The organism is Pseudomonas lundensis (assembly GCF_015377145.2).
In the GTDB taxonomy this organism is placed as follows: domain Bacteria; phylum Pseudomonadota; class Gammaproteobacteria; order Pseudomonadales; family Pseudomonadaceae; genus Aquipseudomonas; species Aquipseudomonas lundensis.
Genome location: NZ_CP062158.2, coordinates 3,539,243 through 3,558,209, shown reverse-complemented (window position 1 = coordinate 3,558,209; position 18,967 = coordinate 3,539,243). Strand labels below are relative to the sequence as shown.

15 protein-coding genes are annotated in these 18,967 nt (G+C 60.0%); 13 read left to right on the top strand and 2 right to left on the bottom strand.

Annotation, left to right across the window (positions count from 1 at the left end):
- Window positions 1–7 precede the first annotated feature (7 nt).
- The 6 genes from IF654_RS16770 to argR all read left to right on the top strand — a co-directional run bounded on the left by IF654_RS16770 (window position 8) and on the right by argR (window position 5,275).
- Window positions 8–790, top strand: a complete 783-nt coding sequence (locus tag IF654_RS16770) for an ABC transporter substrate-binding protein (protein WP_094988051.1) — start codon at window positions 8–10, stop codon at window positions 788–790.
- A 90-nt stretch (window positions 791–880) separates the two neighbouring features.
- Window positions 881–1,570 (top strand): ABC transporter permease, encoded by a 690-nt coding sequence (locus IF654_RS16765; protein ID WP_047276980.1) that lies wholly within the window; start codon window positions 881–883, stop codon window positions 1,568–1,570.
- Window positions 1,567–2,265: an ABC transporter permease gene (locus IF654_RS16760; protein WP_047276978.1), complete on the top strand. Its 699-nt coding sequence runs from the start codon at window positions 1,567–1,569 to the stop codon at window positions 2,263–2,265. Before IF654_RS16765 ends, IF654_RS16760 begins: the two co-directional genes overlap by 4 nt.
- A gap of 3 nt (window positions 2,266–2,268) precedes the next feature.
- A complete protein-coding gene (locus IF654_RS16755; protein ID WP_047281050.1) occupies window positions 2,269–3,381 on the top strand; it encodes a succinylglutamate desuccinylase/aspartoacylase family protein in 1,113 nt (370 codons plus the stop codon).
- 23 nt (window positions 3,382–3,404) lie between these two features.
- Complete coding sequence (locus IF654_RS16750; RefSeq protein WP_047276975.1) at window positions 3,405–4,169, top strand: ABC transporter ATP-binding protein; 765 nt, start codon at window positions 3,405–3,407, stop codon at window positions 4,167–4,169.
- Window positions 4,170–4,294: 125 nt separating this feature from the next.
- A complete protein-coding gene (argR, locus tag IF654_RS16745; protein ID WP_047276973.1) occupies window positions 4,295–5,275 on the top strand; it encodes a transcriptional regulator ArgR in 981 nt (326 codons plus the stop codon).
- Window positions 5,276–5,278: 3 nt separating this feature from the next.
- Here argR and IF654_RS16740 read toward each other — a convergent pair whose 3' ends face one another.
- Entirely contained in the window at window positions 5,279–9,409 is a 4,131-nt protein-coding gene (locus tag IF654_RS16740) for a leucine-rich repeat domain-containing protein (protein WP_194862206.1), read from the bottom strand.
- Between the two features lie 396 nt (window positions 9,410–9,805).
- Between IF654_RS16740 and IF654_RS16735 the strand changes: the two genes are divergently transcribed.
- From IF654_RS16735 to astE, 7 genes are all read left to right on the top strand, one after another.
- Window positions 9,806–11,026, top strand: coding sequence for an aspartate aminotransferase family protein (locus tag IF654_RS16735; protein ID WP_194862207.1), 1,221 nt, complete (start codon window positions 9,806–9,808; stop codon window positions 11,024–11,026).
- A gap of 87 nt (window positions 11,027–11,113) precedes the next feature.
- Complete coding sequence (gene aruF, locus IF654_RS16730) at window positions 11,114–12,133, top strand: arginine/ornithine succinyltransferase subunit alpha (RefSeq protein WP_047276967.1); 1,020 nt, start codon at window positions 11,114–11,116, stop codon at window positions 12,131–12,133.
- A 55-nt stretch (window positions 12,134–12,188) separates the two neighbouring features.
- On the top strand, window positions 12,189–13,226 hold the full coding sequence (gene astA / locus IF654_RS16725; protein WP_047276965.1) for an arginine N-succinyltransferase: 1,038 nt from the start codon (window positions 12,189–12,191) through the stop codon (window positions 13,224–13,226).
- Complete coding sequence (astD, locus tag IF654_RS16720; protein WP_169836956.1) at window positions 13,223–14,695, top strand: succinylglutamate-semialdehyde dehydrogenase; 1,473 nt, start codon at window positions 13,223–13,225, stop codon at window positions 14,693–14,695. The genes astA and astD overlap by 4 nt, the downstream gene beginning before the upstream one ends.
- Before the next feature lie 35 nt (window positions 14,696–14,730).
- Window positions 14,731–16,077, top strand: a complete 1,347-nt coding sequence (gene astB / locus IF654_RS16715; RefSeq protein WP_047276960.1) for an N-succinylarginine dihydrolase — start codon at window positions 14,731–14,733, stop codon at window positions 16,075–16,077.
- A 64-nt stretch (window positions 16,078–16,141) separates the two neighbouring features.
- A complete protein-coding gene (locus IF654_RS16710) occupies window positions 16,142–16,429 on the top strand; it encodes a hypothetical protein (RefSeq protein ID WP_047276959.1) in 288 nt (95 codons plus the stop codon).
- 13 nt (window positions 16,430–16,442) lie between these two features.
- Complete coding sequence (gene astE / locus IF654_RS16705; RefSeq protein WP_194862208.1) at window positions 16,443–17,465, top strand: succinylglutamate desuccinylase; 1,023 nt, start codon at window positions 16,443–16,445, stop codon at window positions 17,463–17,465.
- Here the strand turns inward: astE and IF654_RS16700 are convergent.
- Window positions 17,450–18,931 carry a M91 family zinc metallopeptidase gene (locus tag IF654_RS16700; protein WP_052892966.1) on the bottom strand — a complete coding sequence of 494 codons (1,482 nt, stop codon included), beginning with the start codon at window positions 18,929–18,931 and terminating at the stop codon, window positions 17,450–17,452. The two genes, astE and IF654_RS16700, sit on opposite strands and share 16 nt — an antisense overlap.
- Window positions 18,932–18,967: the final 36 nt, after the last annotated feature.

Genomic DNA, 18,967 nt, shown 5'->3' with positions numbered 1-18,967 from the left:
TCCTAAGATGAAGAAACTCGTGCTTCTTGGCGCCCTGGCACTGTCTGTGCTGTCCCTGCAGGCTTTTGCTGATGAAAAACCTCTGAAAATTGGTATCGAAGCTGCGTACCCTCCGTTTGCCTCCAAGGCCCCGGATGGCAGCATTGTCGGCTTTGACTACGACATCGGTAACGCCCTGTGCGAAGAGATGAAGGTCAAGTGCGTTTGGGTTGAGCAAGAGTTCGATGGCCTGATCCCGGCGCTAAAAGTGCGCAAGATCGACGCCATCCTGTCCTCGATGTCCATCACCGACGACCGTAAAAAATCCGTTGATTTCACCCATCGTTACTACCTCACTCCAGCACGCCTGGTGATGAAGGACGGCACTGCCGTCAGCGACAGCCTGGATGAACTCAAAGGCAAGAAAATCGGTGTGCAACGTGGTTCGATCCACGACCGTTTTGCCAAGGAAGTGCTGGCGCCTAAAGGAGCCACTGTTGTTCCTTACGGTTCGCAGAACGAAATCTACCTTGATATCCAGGCCGGTCGCCTTGATGGCACTGTTGCCGACGCCACCCTGCTGCAAGACGGTTTCCTGAAAACCGAAGCAGGTAAAGGTTACGCGTTCGTAGGCCCGCAATTCACCGACGTCAAATACTTTGGTGACGGCGTAGGCATCGCGGTACGCAAGAACGATGCGCTGAAAGACAAGATCAACACGGCCATCGACGGTATCCGTGCCAACGGCAAGTACAAGCAGATCCAGGACAAATATTTCGACTTCGATATTTACGGCGCTGACGCGAAGTAAACCATCGCAGCACCCTGTCCGAAATGGCGCAAGCAACAGGATTTCTGAAGTTTGCGCCATTTTTTCATCCAAATTTTGAGGACCTGAATCATGTTGAAAGGCTACGGGGCTGTCATCCTCGATGGTGCTTGGCTGACGCTTCAGCTCGCCTTGTCGTCCATGGCCCTGGCCATTGTTCTAGGTCTGATCGGTGTTTCTTTGCGCCTGTCGCCGGTGCGCTGGCTGGCCTGGTTGGGCGATTTGTATTCCACCGTCATTCGCGGCATTCCCGATCTGGTGCTGATCCTGCTGATCTTCTACGGCGGTCAGGACTTGCTGAACCGCGTCGCGCCCCTGTTGGGCTATGACGATTACATTGATTTGAACCCGCTGGCGGCCGGTATCGGCACCTTGGGTTTCATCTTTGGTGCGTACTTGTCCGAAACTTTTCGGGGTGCCTTTATGGCCATTCCCAAAGGGCAGGCGGAAGCCGGCATGGCGTATGGGATGAGCAGCTTTCAAGTGTTTTTCCGGGTGTTGGTGCCGCAGATGATTCGTCTCGCGATCCCGGGCTTTACCAATAACTGGCTGGTGTTGACCAAAGCCACGGCCCTGATCTCGGTGGTCGGGTTGCAAGACATGATGTTCAAGGCCAAGCAGGCGGCAGATGCCACTCGCGAACCTTTCACCTTCTTTCTGGCCGTCGCGGCGATGTACCTGGTGTTGACCAGCGTATCGCTGTTGGCGTTGCGACAACTTGAGAAGCGCTACTCGGTAGGCGTTAAGGCGGCTGATCTATGATCTTCGACTACAACGTCATTTGGGACAGCATGCCGCTGTACCTTGATGGCCTGCTGGAAACCCTCAAGTTGCTGGGTATTTCACTGTTCTTCGGCTTGCTGGCGGCCGTGCCGCTGGGGCTGATGCGCGTCTCCAAGCAGCCGCTGGTCAACTTCCCGGCCTGGCTCTACACCTATGTGATTCGCGGCACGCCGATGCTGGTGCAGTTGTTCCTGATCTACTACGGGCTGGCCCAGTTCGATGCAGTGCGCGACAGTTTCATGTGGCCGCTTTTGTCCAGCGCAACCTTCTGCGCCTGTCTGGCCTTTGCCATCAACACCAGCGCCTACACCGCCGAAATCATCGCCGGTAGCCTCAAGGCCACGCCCCACGGCGAAATTGAAGCGGCCAAGGCGATGGGCATGTCGCGCGGCAAAATGTACCGCCGCATTCTGTTGCCGTCGGCCATGCGCCGGGCGCTGCCGCAGTACAGCAACGAAGTCATCATGATGTTGCAGACCACCAGTCTGGCGTCCATCGTGACCCTGATCGACATCACGGGTGCGGCGCGTACCGTGAATGCGCAGTACTACCTGCCGTTCGAGGCCTACATCACCGCCGGTGTTTTCTACCTGTGCCTGACGTTCATTCTGGTGCGCCTGTTCAAACTGGCCGAGCGCCGCTGGCTGGGCTATATGGCCCCGCGCAAGGCCTGACCCATGGAGCGTATCGATCATCACTTGCCCTGGAGCAGCCTGGGCACCGAGCGTCATCTGTCGGTGTTTCGTTTTGGCACGGGTGAGCGCAAGGCCTACATTCAGGCCAGCTTGCACGCCGACGAACTGCCCGGCATGCGTTGCGCCTGGGAGCTGAAAAAACGCTTGAGTGCGCTAGAAGCGCAAGGGTTGTTGAACGGCGTGATCGAACTGGTGCCCGTGGCCAATCCGCTGGGGCTCGGGCAATTGCTGCAAGGCAATCACCAGGGGCGTTTCGAGTACGGCAGCGGCAAGAACTTCAACCGCGATTTTGTCGAGCTGAGTGCGCCGGTTGTGGCACGGCTTGAAGGGCGCCTTGGGGATGACCCACGCGCCAATGTTCATCTGATCCGTCAGGCCATGCGCGACGTGTTGTCAGAGCTGCCACCTGCGACCAGTCAGTTGCAAGGCATGCAGCGTGTGCTCCTGAGCCATGCCTGTGATGCCGACGTGGTACTCGACCTGCATTGCGATGCCGAAGCGGCCCTGCACATGTACGCCTTGCCCCAGCATTGGCCGCAGTGGCGCTCGCTGGCTGCGCACCTGAATGTGCGGGTTGGCCTGCTGGCTGAAGATTCGGGCGGCAGCTCTTTTGACGAAGCGTGCTCCTTGCCCTGGTTGCGTGTGCAGCGTCACTTTGGCGACGCGCCCATTCCGCTGGCCTGCATGGCCACCACGGTGGAGCTGGGCGGGCAGGCAGACACCGGTCGTGATGAAGCGCAGCGTTATGCCGAAGGGATTCTGGCGTTTCTCGCCGAGCAAGGGCTGATCGGCGGGCAATGGCCGGCTGCGCAGCATGAGGCGTGTGAAGGCATGCCTTTCGAAGGGACTGAGTTGTTGTTTGCACCGCACCCCGGTGTGGTGAGTTTTTTACGTCCGGCGGGCGCCTGGGTTGAACCAGGCGAGCCGCTGTTCGAAGTGATTGATCCTTTATCCGACCGGGTGAGCACGGTATGCGCAGGTACGGCCGGTGTGCTGTTTGCCGTTGAGCGCCTGCGATATGCCCAACCCGGTTTCTGGCTGGCCAAAGTGGCGGGGCGCGAGCCGCTGCGCCACGGGCGCTTGCTCAACGACTGACTGTTTCTGTGAGAACCGACAGCATGTACAAACTTGAAGTCCAAGACCTGCATAAACGCTATGGCAGTCATGAAGTGCTCAAAGGCGTTTCTCTGGCCGCCAAAGCGGGCGATGTGATCAGCATCATCGGTTCCAGCGGTTCCGGTAAAAGTACGTTTTTGCGCTGTATCAACCTGCTTGAGCAGCCCCACGCGGGCAAAATCCTGCTCAATGGCGAAGAGCTCAAGCTCATTGCCAACAAGGACGGCGGGCTTAAGGCCGCTGATCCCAAGCAACTGCAACGCATGCGTTCGCGGTTATCGATGGTGTTTCAGCATTTCAACCTGTGGTCGCACATGACCGCGCTGGAAAACATCATGGAAGCGCCGGTGCATGTACTGGGCATGTCCAAAACCGAAGCGCGGGAAAAAGCCGAGCACTACCTGAACAAGGTGGGCGTTTCCCATCGCAAGGAGGCTTACCCTGGCCACATGTCGGGCGGCGAGCAGCAGCGGGTGGCCATTGCCCGTGCGCTGGCGATGGAGCCGGAAGTCATGCTCTTCGACGAGCCGACCTCGGCCCTCGACCCGGAGCTGGTGGGCGATGTGCTGAAAGTGATGCAGGATCTCGCGCTTGAAGGCCGCACCATGGTGGTGGTGACTCACGAAATGGGCTTTGCCCGCGAAGTGTCTAACCAATTGGTGTTCTTGCACAAAGGGATCGTGGAAGAAAGCGGCAACCCGCGCGAAGTACTGGTCAATCCGCAATGTGAACGTTTGCAGCAGTTCCTCTCAGGTAGCCTGAAGTAACTGTGATTTCAAGACTGCCGTTGTGCACCAAAATAGGTCATGCTCCGCATCCTGCGCGGCTGGCCTAGGCTGAGTGTCTGGCGCATGTGGTTCCTCACTCTCGTTTTCGTTCCGGATAGCACGCTATGACCGCCCATCGAATTGGTTTTCTCATTTGGCCCAGCACCAAAGCCTTGACCCTGGCGCTGGCCGAAGAGGCGTTGCGTGTTGCCCAGCGCGTGCACCCGGAAGTCGTTTACGAGTTGTTGTTCCTGCAAGCCGAACCTCCGGTAGAGGGCGCGTGGCACTTACCCGGCGAGCCTTGGGCCGGCAAGCTTGAGGGCTGCCAAAAGCTCTTTCTGTTGGCCGACGAGCCGCCGGGCCCCGTGCCCTCGGCGCTGGGCACCGCCCTTAAGCAGGTGGTGCGGGCCGGGTGCGTGATCGGCGGGTTGTCGGCGGGTGTCTATCCTTTGGCGCAACTGGGGTTGTTGGACGGTTATCGTGCGGCCGTTCACTGGCGTTGGCAGGATGACTTTGCCGAGCGTTTCCCCAAGGTGATTGCCACCAGTCACCTGTTTGACTGGGACCGCGATCGCCTCAGTGCCTGTGGGGGTATGTCGGTGCTGGATCTGCTGCTTGCCGTGCTGGCCCGCGACCACGGTGCCGAGCTGGCGGGCGCGGTGTCCGAAGAGCTGGTGGTGGAGCGCATTCGTGAAGGGGGCGAGCGCCAGCGCATTCCGTTGCAGAACCGTCTGGGTTCCAGCCATCCCAAGCTGACTCAAGCGGTATTGCTGATGGAAGCCAACATTGAAGAGCCGCTGACCACCGACGAAATCGCCCAGCATGTGTGCGTGTCCCGTCGGCAGTTGGAGCGGATCTTCAAGCAGTACCTCAATCGCGTCCCTAGCCAGTACTACCTTGAGCTGCGCCTGAACAAGGCCCGGCAAATGCTGATGCAAACCAGCAAATCGATCATCCAGATCGGTTTGTCGTGTGGCTTTTCCTCCGGGCCGCACTTCTCCAGCGCCTACCGCAACTTCTTCGGCGCCACCCCCCGTGAAGACCGCAATCAGCGCCGCAGCAGCAGCCCGTTTGAGTTGTCATCGGCGCCTGCCGAGCGCGGCTGATCGCTACTCCTCAACGGGCTCAGGCTCGTTGGCGTTATCCACATCAAATTCGACGTTCATGTCGATGCCGGTTTGCGCAAAGTAAGTGCGCACCCGCTCAAGGCTTTCTTCGGACAAAGGATTGCCTTCGAGGTCGAGCGCTTGTGTGACGGAAGCGGGTGCCTCAAACAGGGTCGCGGGTAACTCGACGATCAGGTTTTCACTTAAATCAACCACTTCAAGCTGCGTGAGCCCCAGTATCGAATCGGGAAATGCCGTGAGTTCGGCATTGCTCATGTGAAGGGTGTTCAGATTCGGCATGTTGCTGAAATCGGGCGTAATGTTGAGCGGGTTGTCGTCCAGGTCGATGTATTCCAGGTGTTCCATGCCGCCCAGACGGTGCGCGGTGTCAGGGGTTAGCGTGATTTCACTGCTTTCCAGGTGCAGGTCGGTAAGGTTCTCCATCGAGAGTATCGACTCAGGCACCGCGTCCAGTGCAAACCCTTGAAGGTGTACCACGCGCAACCTCGGAAAACGCTCAAGAAACTCGCTCACCCCGGTCACCGGTCCTGCGCCTCTCAAGGACAGGTAGGTCACATGGCTGAAATCAGCGCTGATCGGCGGCATGCTGTCGGCGATTGGCCGTGTGAACGTCAGCTCATACCCATCGCGATCGGGGTCTGCGTGGTAGTTGTCGAATGCGGTTTGCCGACGCCAGCACCGTTGCAGCTCGCGGCTGAACGCGTGGCGGTCCTGAACATTGGCCCGGCGCGCGTTGGGCGGCAGCATGTCACCGGTTCGCGGGTTCACCGCGGGCGCATCGACGGTCCAGGCTTCAAGGTCATCGCGCAGGGTTTGCAGTGCTTGCCCAAGCTCGGTGAGTGCTTGATTGGCCTGGGCGCGGTCGACAGGCAGAGTCCGAATGATGCGTGCCCGTTCCCTTATATTCAGACTCGGGTACAGCTCATAGACCCGCCGGTCGATCAGGTCGGGCGTCTGTCCTGGCGCATCGGCGCCCAATAACGGATAGCCCTCGGCCTTGAGCCTCGGCAGGCTTTGCGGGTCGAGGTTCAGTGCCGTGCGCGGCGGTTCTACATGCGCGTTGACCCGGTTGCGCGGCAGCAGTGGATGCTGACGCACGGCGTTTTTCAGGTCATTGCCCTGGCCGACATGTGGAAACCCCAGTTGACGGCGCTCGGCATCCGGCAGTGCGTGCAGCAACGCGTCATACAGGTCGGCCGGGCCGTGTAATTCCTGATTCAACGCATCGCGCGCGCTGTAACCCTGCGCTGACTTGATCAGTACTTTACGCAGCGGTGCCTGCGCGTCACCGAGGCTGTCGAGCAGGGGGCCTTCAAAGTGGTCTTCACGGATTTCCAGACGCAGCTTTTTGGACCAGCCGGGCAGGGATTCAACGGTCCTCAGGATCAGCCAGGGCGTGTGCGGGCTGGCGGCCGAGTCGAGAAACAAGCCCTCGTAAGCGCGGTTGATGCGGGTTTCATGCACATACTGCTGCGCCAGGCTTTCGAGGCGTTCGGGGAGGGTGCGCTGATTGAGCAGTTGCAGAATTTCGTCCCCATGGGCATTCCAGATCAGTTCCTGTGCCGCCGAAGTTGGCAGTTCGGGGTAGGTCGTTTGTAGCCATTTGACCTCGTCACTGACGGGCCATTGCGGGGTTGAATAGCGCGAGGTGAATACCTCGAAACGCTGGCGGCGCGCCTCTTGCGCCAAGCGCAGGCGCAGGCGCCGGAGTTGAAGGGGCGAGTTTGGCAGCGGGTCACCGAATGCCGGGTCGAGCCCTAACAGGGTTTTCGCATCCGGCGCATCCAGGGCCTGGAGGACGTCGTTGAGCAGCTCGCCCTGACGCACGCGGGTGTGGCTGATGTCTATGCGTTGCGGGGCGCCGGAGCGAGGCGGGTAGTCGGCCATGACCTCGCCACTTTCGCTGATGACCCTCACGCCTTTACTGAAGGTCCAGACGTCGCGACTGGTCAGTATTTGCAGTTGGGTTTGAGCGTCGGCTCGCTGTTGCACGGCTGGGTCGTGGCTTTCCATGTCGTCGATAAAGCGCTGGAGGTCGTTGTCGATGTTGAAGCGTTGAAGGCTGTCGACGAGCAAGGCGGGCGCAGGCAGCGCATCCGCATGCAGACGGCGCAGTACAGACGGTGTGGTATCGGTGAGGGCTAGCAGGCGGGCAGCTTGAATGTCCGGGAGGTTGGCGGCGCTGGAGTTGAGGCGTTTAAACAGGCGCGCATCCTCCCAGTCAAGCGGCTGTTCCGTTTCGGCCGACCAGGCGCCCATGCCGTTGTGGCGCAAGCGGGGCGAGTAGGCGCGCAGGCGATCGGGGTGTTTGATGCGGTAGCGCGGGCTGCGAGCCTCTTGTTCGACGCGGTAGGTTTTATCTTCAAGGGTCAGGTATTGCGCATCGTCATGCAGCTGCAAGCCGAGGGCGTTGCTTGGTGCATGGGCGGGCACCGGGTCGGGGTGTTCGTAAGGTGTGAGGTCCGGTTCCCACAATCGGGTTTCACCGGTGGGCAGCGTGACGGGCTTCAAGCGAGCAATAAAGGGTGACAGTGCATCGCTGGCGATTTTGCCGCCAATGACCAGGGCGCCTGCCTGGGTCAGGCTGGAAATGACGTTGAACACGTGGTCCCAGGCTTCGAGGGTTTTTCCTTCGCTCCAGTCCTTGATGCCTTCATAGGCGTCATCCAGCACCTGCCAGGCCATTTGCAGCAACATCAATTCCCCGAGCCCCGGCACGAAAATGGCCCCGACCATTTCGAGGCCGTTGAGCGCCCATTCACCGATTTGCTTCAGGCGTTCGTGACGCTCGTGGCGTGTTTTCTGATCTTCGGCATCTGTGCTGACTGCAATCAGGGGCGCATCGGCCAGCAGTTTTCGGCGTTTCTCATAAAACAGGTGCTCGTCGAATGCCTGGAAAACATGGACGAGGGTGTACGTCAGCACCGGGTGTTCAATCGGGGTGGTGCGAACTACCTGCGGGTAGTCTTCGGGCCGTCCTTGACCCTCGGGGAGGTCAGCCGGGTCGACGGTGATGTGAAACAGCGCACGCTGCACTGCGCCGAAGAATGCTCCCAGATGCTGCTGATCGATGAAGCGGCTGAAGTACTGCTGGTAGGCGGGGTCTCGCAGTTGTTGAGCCAGCTGTGCGACGAAGTCAGCCAGCGAGGCATAGCGCTTGAGCGGGTGCTGCGGATCATCCGGTACGTACGCGACGATTTCAGCGTTGTCCGGGGTGGACGCCGGGTAGGCGCTAAAAACGAGAACCCCGCTCAGCGCGGTGCCGAGCACCGTCATGCTGTGGGGGTAAAGGGGCGCGGGCCCGCCGCTCGTCCAGCCCCTGACCTGGCCCAGGTCATTGAGTGACTCATGCAGGTTGCGGCTGATGTGCTGGTGCGCCAATGCATGGTGGGTGCAGGCCGTCAGGGCGGTTTTGACGTATTCGCGAACGGCTGTTTTCAACGCGCGCGCCTGGCTGCGGTCGGTCACGCCCAAGGCGTCGTCCAGATGCATTTTGTACTGCCGGCCGAGATCCAGTTGCCGGCACAGTGAGATAAAGCCCGCAATGGGGACTTGAGCGGTCAGTGCTTGCAGTACCTGATACTGCCCGTCAGCCGAGGGTTGGGTGATGAAGCCGGAATCGGTTGTATGGGCATCCGGTTCGGCTTCGAAAGCTTCGAAGTTGTGCAAGGCCGCGTCCAGCAGTGAAACGCGCCAGTTTTTAACCGCGCCCGTGTTAAGGCCGAAAATCGGCGTGGTCAGCGGGATGTACAAGTTGATAAAGGTGCGCTTGAGGTCCAGCGCGGGATCGACGTGGTACTGGCGCTGCAGCGCTTCGCGTAGCAAGGGCGTGGCAAATGCCTCGATGTTGTGCAGCGTGTCGAATACCTGGCGCAGGGCGTGATGGGATGCCCAGTGATTGATATGGCTCTGGTTGAGTGAAGCCTGCTGCGCATAGGGCAGTTCGGGCGGCCAATGCCGGGGGGCCGGTTTCACTTGCCTGAGGGTGTGCCGCGCCTGTTCGGGGGCTTGCGTCAGCCAGTTGGGCAACGATTGCGTGAGGTGCGCTTGATGCAGCAGCGACGGGCGCGCACGTGCGGGCGCGTCTGGAATAGCGGGGGTGGTGTCAGGCATGTGCAGGCTCATTGATCGGCAGTGAAGAGCGATCAAGATCGTCCGCGAAGGGGTTGAGGAAAAGCGCAAATACCTGCTTAAAACCGTGGGCCACGCATCGCAATTGTGCGATCGCGCGATACAGGAATAGCCCCGTCTGCGCGTTGAAGCTGTCGGGGGGCAATGCCGATGTCGGGGGAACTGTAAATCAACCCAACGTGGCGCTGCCGTTAACGGGGCCCAACGTTTAAACTGCGCCTTTGTGACGCAATATGTCGCATTGCCGAAACCCTGGGAAAATCGTGGTTGAGCGCTATAAGAAGTTGTCGCTTGGCGGCAAGGCGTGATGGTCACGTGTCCTTACAATCCCCCCATCGCTCGCCAGTTTAGGCAGGCGTTCCTCTTCAGGAGACTCCGATGTCCGTTGAGCAAGCCCCGGTGCAACGCGCCGATTTCGATCAGGTCATGGTGCCCAACTACGCACCTGCGGCCTTCATTCCTGTGCGCGGTGCGGGTTCCCGAGTGTGGGACCAGTCGGGCCGCGAGCTGATTGATTTCGCGGGTGGCATCGCCGTTAACGTATTGGGCCATGCGCATCCGGCACTGGTCGGTGCGCTGACTGAGCAGGCCAACAACCTGTGGCACGTGTCCAATGTGTTCACCAACGAGCCAGCGCTGCGCCTGGCCAAAAAACTGGTGGATTCGACCTTCGCCGAGCGCGTGTTCTTCTGCAACTCGGGCGCTGAAGCCAACGAAGCGGCTTTCAAGCTCGCACGCCGTGTGGCCCATGACCGCTTTGGTCCTGAAAAATACGAAATCATTGCCGCGCTCAACAGCTTCCACGGGCGCACCCTGTTCACCGTTAACGTGGGCGGGCAGTCAAAGTATTCCGACGGCTTCGGGCCAAAAATCACCGGCATCACCCACGTACCGTTCAATGATCTGGACGCGCTCAAAGCGGCCATTTCCGACAAGACCTGCGCCGTTGTTCTGGAACCGGTACAGGGCGAGGGTGGCGTGTTGCCTGCCGAGCAGGCTTACCTGCAAGGCGCCCGTGACCTGTGCAATCAGCACAACGCGCTGTTGGTGTTCGATGAAGTGCAAACCGGCATGGGCCGTACGGGCGAGCTGTTTGCCTATATGCACTACGGCGTGACTCCGGACATCCTCACCAGCGCCAAGAGCCTGGGCGGCGGTTTCCCGATTGCGGCCATGCTTACCACCGAGTCGCTGGCCAAGCACTTGGTGGTCGGTACGCACGGCACCACGTACGGCGGTAACCCGCTGGCGTGTGCGGTGGGCAATGCGGTGATCGACGTAATCAATACCCCTGAAGTACTGGACGGTGTGAAAGCCAAGCATGACCAGTTCAAGACCCGTCTTGAAGCCATCGGTCAGCAATACGGCCTGCTCACACAGGTGCGGGGGCTGGGCCTGCTGCTCGGCTGCGTGTTGAGCGATGCCTGGAAAGGCAAAGCCAAGGACATCTTCAATGCCGCCGAAAAGGAAGGCTTGATGATCCTGCAAGCGGGCCCGGACGTGGTGCGCTTTGCGCCGAGTCTGGTGGTGGACGAGGCCGATATCAAAGACGGTCTGGACCGCTTTGAACGAGCCGTGAAGACACTGACTCAAGCCTGATCGGCCCCCCCTGAGGGGCGCGTGCCTGCGCGCTCCCCTCAGGGTTTTCTTCGTTTCTTTCTATTTCAAGAATTAAGGAGTGACACCATGCTGGTGATGCGCCCTGCGCAAATGGCTGACCTGGGCGAGGTACAGCGTCTGGCTGCGGACAGCCCGATTGGTGTCACTTCATTGCCGGACGATGTGGAACGCCTGCGCGACAAGATCGCCGCGTCCGAGGCATCGTTCGCCGCCGAGGTGAGCTTCAATGGCGAAGAAAGTTACTTCTTCGTCCTCGAAGACACGGCCACCGGCACGTTGGTGGGCTGTTCGGCCATCGTGGCGTCGGCCGGTTACTCGGAGCCGTTCTACAGCTTCCGTAACGAGACCTTCGTTCACGCCTCCCGCGAGCTGAAGATTCACAACAAGATCCATGTGCTGTCGCAGTGCCACGACCTGACCGGTAACAGCCTGCTGACCAGTTTTTACGTGGTCCCGGAGCTGGTGGGTTCGACGTTTGCCGAACTCAATTCCCGTGGCCGCCTGCTGTTTGTCGCCAACCACCCGGAGCGCTTTGCCGACTCGGTGGTGACGGAAATCGTCGGCTACAGCGACGAAAATGGCGATTCCCCGTTCTGGGATGCCATCGGCCGCAACTTCTTCGACCTCAACTATGCCGCCGCCGAGCGTTTGTGCGGGCTGAAAAGCCGGACCTTCCTTGCCGAGCTGATGCCGCATTACCCGATCTACGTGCCGCTGCTGCCCGACACCGCGCAAGAAGCCATGGGCCAAGTGCACCCGCGGGCGCAGATCACCTTTGACATCCTGATGCGCGAAGGCTTTGAAACCGATCATTACATCGACATTTTCGACGGTGGCCCGACCCTGCATGCGCGGGTGTCGGGCATTCGTTCGATTGCGCAAAGCCGCGTGGTGCCGGTGAAAATCGGTGACGTGTGCAAAGGCGGCGGCCGCCAGTACCTGGTGGCCAATGCGCAGCTTCAGGATTACCGCGCTGTGTTGCTGGAGCTTGATTGGGCGCCGGGCAAGCCGGTCACGCTGGACATGGAAGCGGCCGAAGCCCTGGGCGTTGGCGAAGGTGCCAGCGTGCGAGTGGTTGCGGTTTAACGCTTTAGAGCGAGTTTCGCGGGGTTCGTCAGCGAGCCCTGCATGAGGAGATAGCATGATCGTTCGTCCTGTACGCAACAGCGATTTACCTGCCCTGATCGAACTGGCCCGCAGCACGGGAACCGGTCTGACCACGCTGCCCGCCAATGAAGAACGCCTGCTGCACCGCGTGACCTGGGCCGAGAAAACCTTTCGCGGTGAAGCCGAACGCGGCGATGCCGACTACCTGTTTGTGCTGGAAGACGACGACGGCAAGGTGGTCGGTATTTCGGCCATTGCCGGCGCCGTGGGCCTGCGTGAGCCGTGGTACAACTTTCGCGTCGGGCTGACCGTCAGCGCGTCGCAAGAACTGAATATTTACCGCGAAATTCCGACGCTGTTTCTGGCCAACGACCTGACCGGCAATTCGGAACTGTGCTCGCTCTTCCTCGGCGCGGATCACCGCACCGGCCTGAATGGCCGCTTGCTGGCCAAGGCGCGGATGCTGTTCATCGCCGAGTTCCCCGAGCTGTTTGGCAACAAGATCATTGCTGAAATGCGCGGCATGTCTGACGAAGCCGGGCGTTCGCCGTTCTGGGAAAGCCTGGGTCGGCACTTTTTCAAAATGGAATTCAGCCAGGCCGACTACCTGACCGGGGTCGGTAACAAAGCGTTTATCGCCGAGCTGATGCCCAAGTTTCCCGTGTACACCTGCTTCCTGTCCGAAGACGCGCGCGCCGTGATCGGCAAGGTGCATACCCACACCGAGCCGGCGCTGAACATGCTTAAAAGCGAAGGGTTCAGCTATCAGGGCTACGTCGATATCTTTGACGCGGGCCCGGCGGTGGAGTGCGAGACCGACAAAATCCGGGCGGTGCGCGAAAGCGAAGCGTTGGTGCTGGCCATTGGCACACCGGGCGACGACGCCACGCCTTACCTGATTCACAACCGCAAGCGCGAGGACTGCCGCATCACCGCCGCCCCGGCGCGTCTGGCCGCGGGCACGCTGGTGGTCGATCCGATGACTGCCAAGCGCCTGCAATTGAGCGCTGGCGATCAAGTGCGCGCGGTGACGTTATCCGCCCAGCCAGTGGCCCCACGGGAGAAGCAATAATGAGCACGTTGTACATCGCAGGCGCATGGCAAAACGGGCAGGGCGAAGCCTTTGAATCGCTGAATCCGGTCACCCAGCAGGTGCTGTGGTCAGGCCAGGGCGCCGATGCCAGCCAGGTGGATGCCGCCGTCAACGCAGCGCGTCAGGCGTTTGCGGGCTGGGCCAAACGTTCTTTCGACGCGCGCCTGAAAGTGCTGGAAGCCTTTGCCGACAGCCTCAAGGCCAACGCCGACGCGCTGGCGCGCTGCATCGGTGAGGAAACCGGCAAGCCGCTGTGGGAATCGGCCACTGAAGTCACCAGCATGATTAACAAGGTGGCCATCTCGGTTCAAAGCTACCGTGAGCGCACGGGCGAGAAGAGCGGCCCGCTGGGGGATGCCACGGCCGTGCTGCGGCACAAGCCCCACGGCGTGGTGGCGGTGTTCGGCCCTTACAACTTTCCGGGGCACCTGCCTAACGGTCACATCGTTCCGGCCCTGTTGGCCGGTAACTGCGTGGTCTTCAAACCGAGCGAGCTGACACCCAAAGTGGCCGAGCTGACCGTCAAGTGCTGGATCGAAGCCGGTCTGCCTGCCGGGGTGCTGAACCTGCTGCAAGGCGCGCGCGACACCGGTATTGCGCTGGCGGCCCATGCGGGTATCGATGGCCTGTTCTTCACCGGGTCGAGTCGCACCGGTAACGCCTTGCATCAGCAGTTTGCCGGTCGCCCGGACAAAATCCTGGCGCTGGAGATGGGCGGCAACAACCCGCTGGTGGTCGATCAGGTGGCTGACGTTGAAGCGGCGGTGTACACGATCATTCAGTCAGCCTTTATTTCAGCCGGTCAGCGCTGCACGTGCGCGCGCCGCTTGCTGGTGCCCGAAGGCGCCTGGGGCGACAGCCTGCTGACGCGTCTGGTCGAGGTCAGCCAGCGCATTGAAGTGGGTGCGTTCGATCAGCAGCCTGCGCCGTTCATGGGCTCGGTCATTTCGTTGCAGGCCGCGCGGGCCCTGATGGATGCGCAAGAAGTACTGCTCGGTAGCGGGGCGGTGGCCCTGCTCGAAATGAGTCAGCCAGACAGCAATGCCGCGCTGCTGACGCCGGGCATCATCGATGTGACCGAAGTCAGTGAGCGTAGCGATGAAGAGTTGTTCGGCCCGTTGCTGCAAGTGATCCGTTACGCTGATTTCGACGCCGCGATAGCGGAGGCCAATAACACAGCCTTTGGTCTGGCTGCCGGTTTGCTGTCCGATTCCGAAGCGCGTTATCAGCAGTTCTGGCTCGAAAGCCGTGCCGGCATCGTCAACTGGAACAAGCAGTTGACCGGGGCTGCCAGCAGCGCGCCTTTTGGCGGAATCGGCGCTTCGGGTAACCACCGTGCCAGTGCGTATTACGCCGCTGATTATTGTGCTTACCCGGTGGCCTCGCTGGAAACGCCGACCCTCGCGTTACCGACGGCGCTGACGCCGGGCGTACGTTTGTCATTTTGAAGTGCTTATAAAAACCGTTTGCCGGAGCCTCGCTGATGAAGTCCTTTGAAGTCAATTTTGACGGTTTAGTGGGGCCGACCCATAACTACGGCGGGTTGTCCTTCGGCAACGTCGCGTCCCAGAGCAACAGCCAGCAGGCTTCCAACCCCCGGGAAGCCGCGCTGCAAGGCCTGGAAAAAATGAAAGCGCTGATGGACATGGGCTTTGTTCAGGGCGTTCTGGCTCCGCAAGAGCGTCCGGACGTGGCCGCCTTGCGCAGCCTGGGGTTTGGCGGCACCGATGCGCAGGTCATTGAAAAAGCGGCGAAAGAAGCCATGCCCTTGCTGGTGGCCAGTTGCTCGGCATCGAGCATGTGGGTGGCCAACGCAGCGACGGTCAGCCCGAGTGCCGACACGGCAGACGGGCGCGTGCATTTCACTGCCGCCAACCTTAACTGCAAGTTCCATCGCAGCATCGAACACCCGACCACCAGCCGTGTGCTAGGGGCAATGTTTGCGGACCCTGAGCATTTTGCTCACCACGCAGCCTTGCCGGCCGTGGCGCAATTTGGTGACGAAGGCGCGGCCAACCACACCCGGTTCTGCCGTTCATACGGCGAAGCGGGCGTTGAATTCTTTGTCTATGGGCGCAGCGCGTTCGACAGCCGTTACCCGGCCCCGCAGAAATACCCGGCACGCCAGACGCTTGAGGCCTCTCAGGCGGTCGCGCGGCTGCACGGCCTGAGTGACGCGGGCGTGGTGTTCGCGCAGCAGAACCCGGCTGTCATCGACCAGGGCGTGTTCCATAACGACGTCATTGCGGTGGGGAATGGCGAACTGCTGTTTCATCACCAGGATGCCTTCCTGAACACCGAGCACGTGCTGGCCGAATTGCACGGCAAGCTGCAGGCACGTGGGGCGGCCTTCCAGTCTATTAGTGTGCCTCGCGACCAGGTGGCCGTTGAAGATGCCGTGCGTTCGTACCTGTTCAACAGTCAATTGCTGAGCCGCGCCGATGGTTCGATGCTGCTGATCGTGCCAGAAGAGTGCCGCAGCAACCCGCGCGTCTGGCAGTACCTGCAAAGCCTGACCGCCAGTGGCGGGCCGGTCCGTGAGGTCAAGGTGTTCGATCTCAAGCAAAGCATGCAGAACGGCGGCGGCCCGGCTTGCCTGCGGCTGCGGGTCGCACTGAAAGAAACAGAGCTGGCGGCGGTCAATCCGGGGGTTATCATGACGCCCGCGTTGTACGGCACGCTCACCCGCTGGGTGAACACGCACTACCGCGATGCGCTGCGCGAAAGCGATCTGGCGGACCCGCAGTTGCTGCTTGAATGCCGGACGGCACTGGATGAACTGACGCAAATCCTTAAACTGGGCGCGGTCTATCCATTCCAGATCAATTGAATAGCGCCTTGTACCGGCATTGATGCCGGTCCTGGCCACTCCACTTTTCACTGAGTACGAAACTATGAGCGATTCCCTGCAGCTGATCCTTGAAGACACCGACGGCACGCAATTGCAAACGTCCTGCACCCGCGTGGCGGTCATGTGGCAGGGCAAGGAGCTGTGGATTCAGCAAGACGGCCGCGGCCAGTTGCTGATCGGTGTAGACGTGGAAGAAGGCGACGCCGAATATGCCAACCTGCTGTTGCGTCCATTGGCCACCAACCTGGTGAGCCTGCAACTGGAAATGGAACCGGCTGACATGAGCGATGACGAAGACGGTCACGTCCACGGCCCGGACTGCAATCACTGATTAAGGATGCACTATGCTCGCCCTCGGCAAACTGCTTGAACTGACCCTGGCCGGTCGCGAACCGGCCCAGAAAATTCAACTGACGGCCGATGGCGTGCGATTGCGCTGGCTAGGCGAGGGTGCGCTGGAGGTGACGCCGCCCGGTGGTCAGGACACGGGTCTGGATTTACTCTTGTCAGCGGGCATTCACGGTAACGAAACAGCGCCGATCGAACTGCTCGATCGCCTGTTGCAAGGCATCGCACGGGGAGACATCAAACCGCGTGCACGTATTTTGTTCTTGTTCGGCAATCCGGGTGCCATGCGCACGGGGAATCGTTTTGTCGAGGAGGACCTCAACCGGCTGTTTAACGGCCGTCACGAATGCAGCTGCGGCTCTGAAGCCCTGCGCGCCTGTGAACTGGAGCAACTGGCCACGGCGTTTTTCAGCCTGGCTGGCCGGACCCGTTTGCACTATGACCTGCACACCGCCATTCGCGGTTCGAAACTTGAACAATTTGCCTTGTATCCGTTCAAGGAGGGGCGCGTCCCTTCACGTCGCGAACTGGCGCGTCTGCGCGCGGCGGGGATGGAAGCGGTCTTGTTGCAAAGCAAACCGTCGATTGTCTTCAGTGCCTTCACCTGTGAACAACTGAATGCCGAGGCGTTCACTCTTGAGCTGGGCAAAGCGCGGCCGTTTGGGCACAACGCCGGGGTCAATGTCGTACGTCTTGAACAACGTTTGAAACAGATCATTGAAGGCACTGAGCCGTCACTGGAAGAGGCGTCGCTGGACGGTTTGCAGCTGTTTAGTGTGGCGCGGGAAGTGATCAAGCACAGCGAGGCGTTCATCCTGCATTTGCCGGCCGATGTTGAGAACTTTTCAGAGTTGCCCAAAGGTTATTTGCTGGCCGAAGATGCCGGGAAAACCCGCTGGATCATTGAGGAAAAGGGCGCGCGGATCATCTTTCCCAATCCAAAGGTCAAGAGTGGCCTGCGCGCCGGAATCATTATTGAGCCTGCGTCCGAAGCGTTGCTGGATCAATCATTGGCGTAATAAATGTAGGTTTTGCGCAGTTGCAGGCCCAGCTCCTCGAGTAACGCATTTTCGGTGTAGGGGGTTGGGTTAGTGACGCGGGCGGGGGTCGACGGGTCGGCGTCGAAGTCAAACGGTTCAACATTGCACGGCAGCCCAACGACCTGCAGTTCGAGGTTATTGACCATGGGCGCGGACTTGGTCCCGCTGTGGCCGTCAGGGCTCATCCCCTCGAAGACCGAGCCTGTTACAAAGTTATAGGCATGACACAATTCGTGATACAGCGTTGCGAGCGGGATGTCTTCGGTTTCTGAATAGGTCGGGTTGTAGTAAACCGTGCCGCCGTAGGCCCGCGTACCCGGCCTTCCCGATACAACGAAGGCGGTGCCGTCATTCAGAGTGGGGACATACAGGCCGTTTCGCACATGCTTGAACTCGGCAATGGTGATGGGTTTTTTGCTGTCACGGATGCTTTTGGTCAGTGCCTTTAACAGTTGATGACCATTGGCAGAGCCGAGCAATAACCTGAGGTCGTCCTGAACCCGCTCAATGAACATGTCGCTGCCTTCGATCATCAGTCCAGTCTCGGACAGTGGCTGTGACGTGACCTTGAAGACCGTTCCAATTTGCGTGTCGGGCGTAATCCTGCCTTCTGAGAGGGATGTAATGTCGCTGCCTGTGAAGATCCGGTCAGTGTCCTTGATGTTGTCGAGGATGTTTTGCCCGGCGCCTGTGTAGATCACGTTAGTGGCCGGGCCTGCGGTGATCAGGTCATCCCCGTCGTTGCCACTGATGATGTTATGGCCCTGCCCACCGATGAGGACGTCGTCACCTTTACCGCCATCCACAAAGACCCTGCCTGCATCTCCCCGGAAAAAGTCGGCGCCACTGCCCAGATAAGCCGTGGTAGTGCCTGAACCACTGACATTCACGATGTCATTGCCCTGGCCCGTATTGATATAACTGCGCCCGGCACCGGTCATCACCATGTCGTCGCCAGCCCCTGTGATGACGTTTGATTTTTTCGCGAGGGTGACCACCGTGTCATTGCCGTCACCGGTTTGGATATGAAACGGATTTTTGAAGGCGCTGGCGACATACACCGTGTCGTCACCGTGTGAGGTGTGGAGTTCGATGATCTGTCGGCTGCTGGCGGGGCGAATGTTGAAGCGCTGGTGGTTGAGGTCAATCACGATCGTGTCGTTTTCGCCTTGAGTCACGAAGATGGACGAACGTGGCGCTGTAGAGCGGAACTCCAGCCGGTCAACAGGTCTTTCGAAAAACACACCCTCAGTGACGTAGCGCACGATCGAGGCATACGTGCTCAGGTGCAGCAGGCTTCGGGTGGTGGTTTGGGGGGCGTGCGGTGTGGGGCTGGAAACGGTTTTTTCGATCAGTTCCGGCGGTGCTGTGTCGCCGCCGTCTATATCAAACTGATGGCGTGCAGGTTCGGGACCCGCTGTTGCTGAAGGGGGGGAAGGGCACATAGGCAAGACTCCATCGCAGTGTGTTCAAACGTCTGG

Coding starts and splice junctions, on each gene's coding strand:
- IF654_RS16765 (WP_047276980.1), top strand. CDS start 881: ATGTTGAAAGGCTACGGGGCTGTCATCCTCGATGGTGCTTGGCTGACG.
- IF654_RS16760 (WP_047276978.1), top strand. CDS start 1,567: ATGATCTTCGACTACAACGTCATTTGGGACAGCATGCCGCTGTACCTT.
- IF654_RS16700 (WP_052892966.1), bottom strand. CDS start 18,931: ATGTGCCCTTCCCCCCCTTCAGCAACAGCGGGTCCCGAACCTGCACGC.
- IF654_RS16750 (WP_047276975.1), top strand. CDS start 3,405: ATGTACAAACTTGAAGTCCAAGACCTGCATAAACGCTATGGCAGTCAT.
- IF654_RS16770 (WP_094988051.1), top strand. CDS start 8: ATGAAGAAACTCGTGCTTCTTGGCGCCCTGGCACTGTCTGTGCTGTCC.
- IF654_RS16755 (WP_047281050.1), top strand. CDS start 2,269: ATGGAGCGTATCGATCATCACTTGCCCTGGAGCAGCCTGGGCACCGAG.
- astA (WP_047276965.1), top strand. CDS start 12,189: ATGATCGTTCGTCCTGTACGCAACAGCGATTTACCTGCCCTGATCGAA.
- astE (WP_194862208.1), top strand. CDS start 16,443: ATGCTCGCCCTCGGCAAACTGCTTGAACTGACCCTGGCCGGTCGCGAA.
- IF654_RS16740 (WP_194862206.1), bottom strand. CDS start 9,409: ATGCCTGACACCACCCCCGCTATTCCAGACGCGCCCGCACGTGCGCGC.
- IF654_RS16735 (WP_194862207.1), top strand. CDS start 9,806: ATGTCCGTTGAGCAAGCCCCGGTGCAACGCGCCGATTTCGATCAGGTC.
- IF654_RS16710 (WP_047276959.1), top strand. CDS start 16,142: ATGAGCGATTCCCTGCAGCTGATCCTTGAAGACACCGACGGCACGCAA.
- argR (WP_047276973.1), top strand. CDS start 4,295: ATGACCGCCCATCGAATTGGTTTTCTCATTTGGCCCAGCACCAAAGCC.
- astB (WP_047276960.1), top strand. CDS start 14,731: ATGAAGTCCTTTGAAGTCAATTTTGACGGTTTAGTGGGGCCGACCCAT.
- aruF (WP_047276967.1), top strand. CDS start 11,114: ATGCTGGTGATGCGCCCTGCGCAAATGGCTGACCTGGGCGAGGTACAG.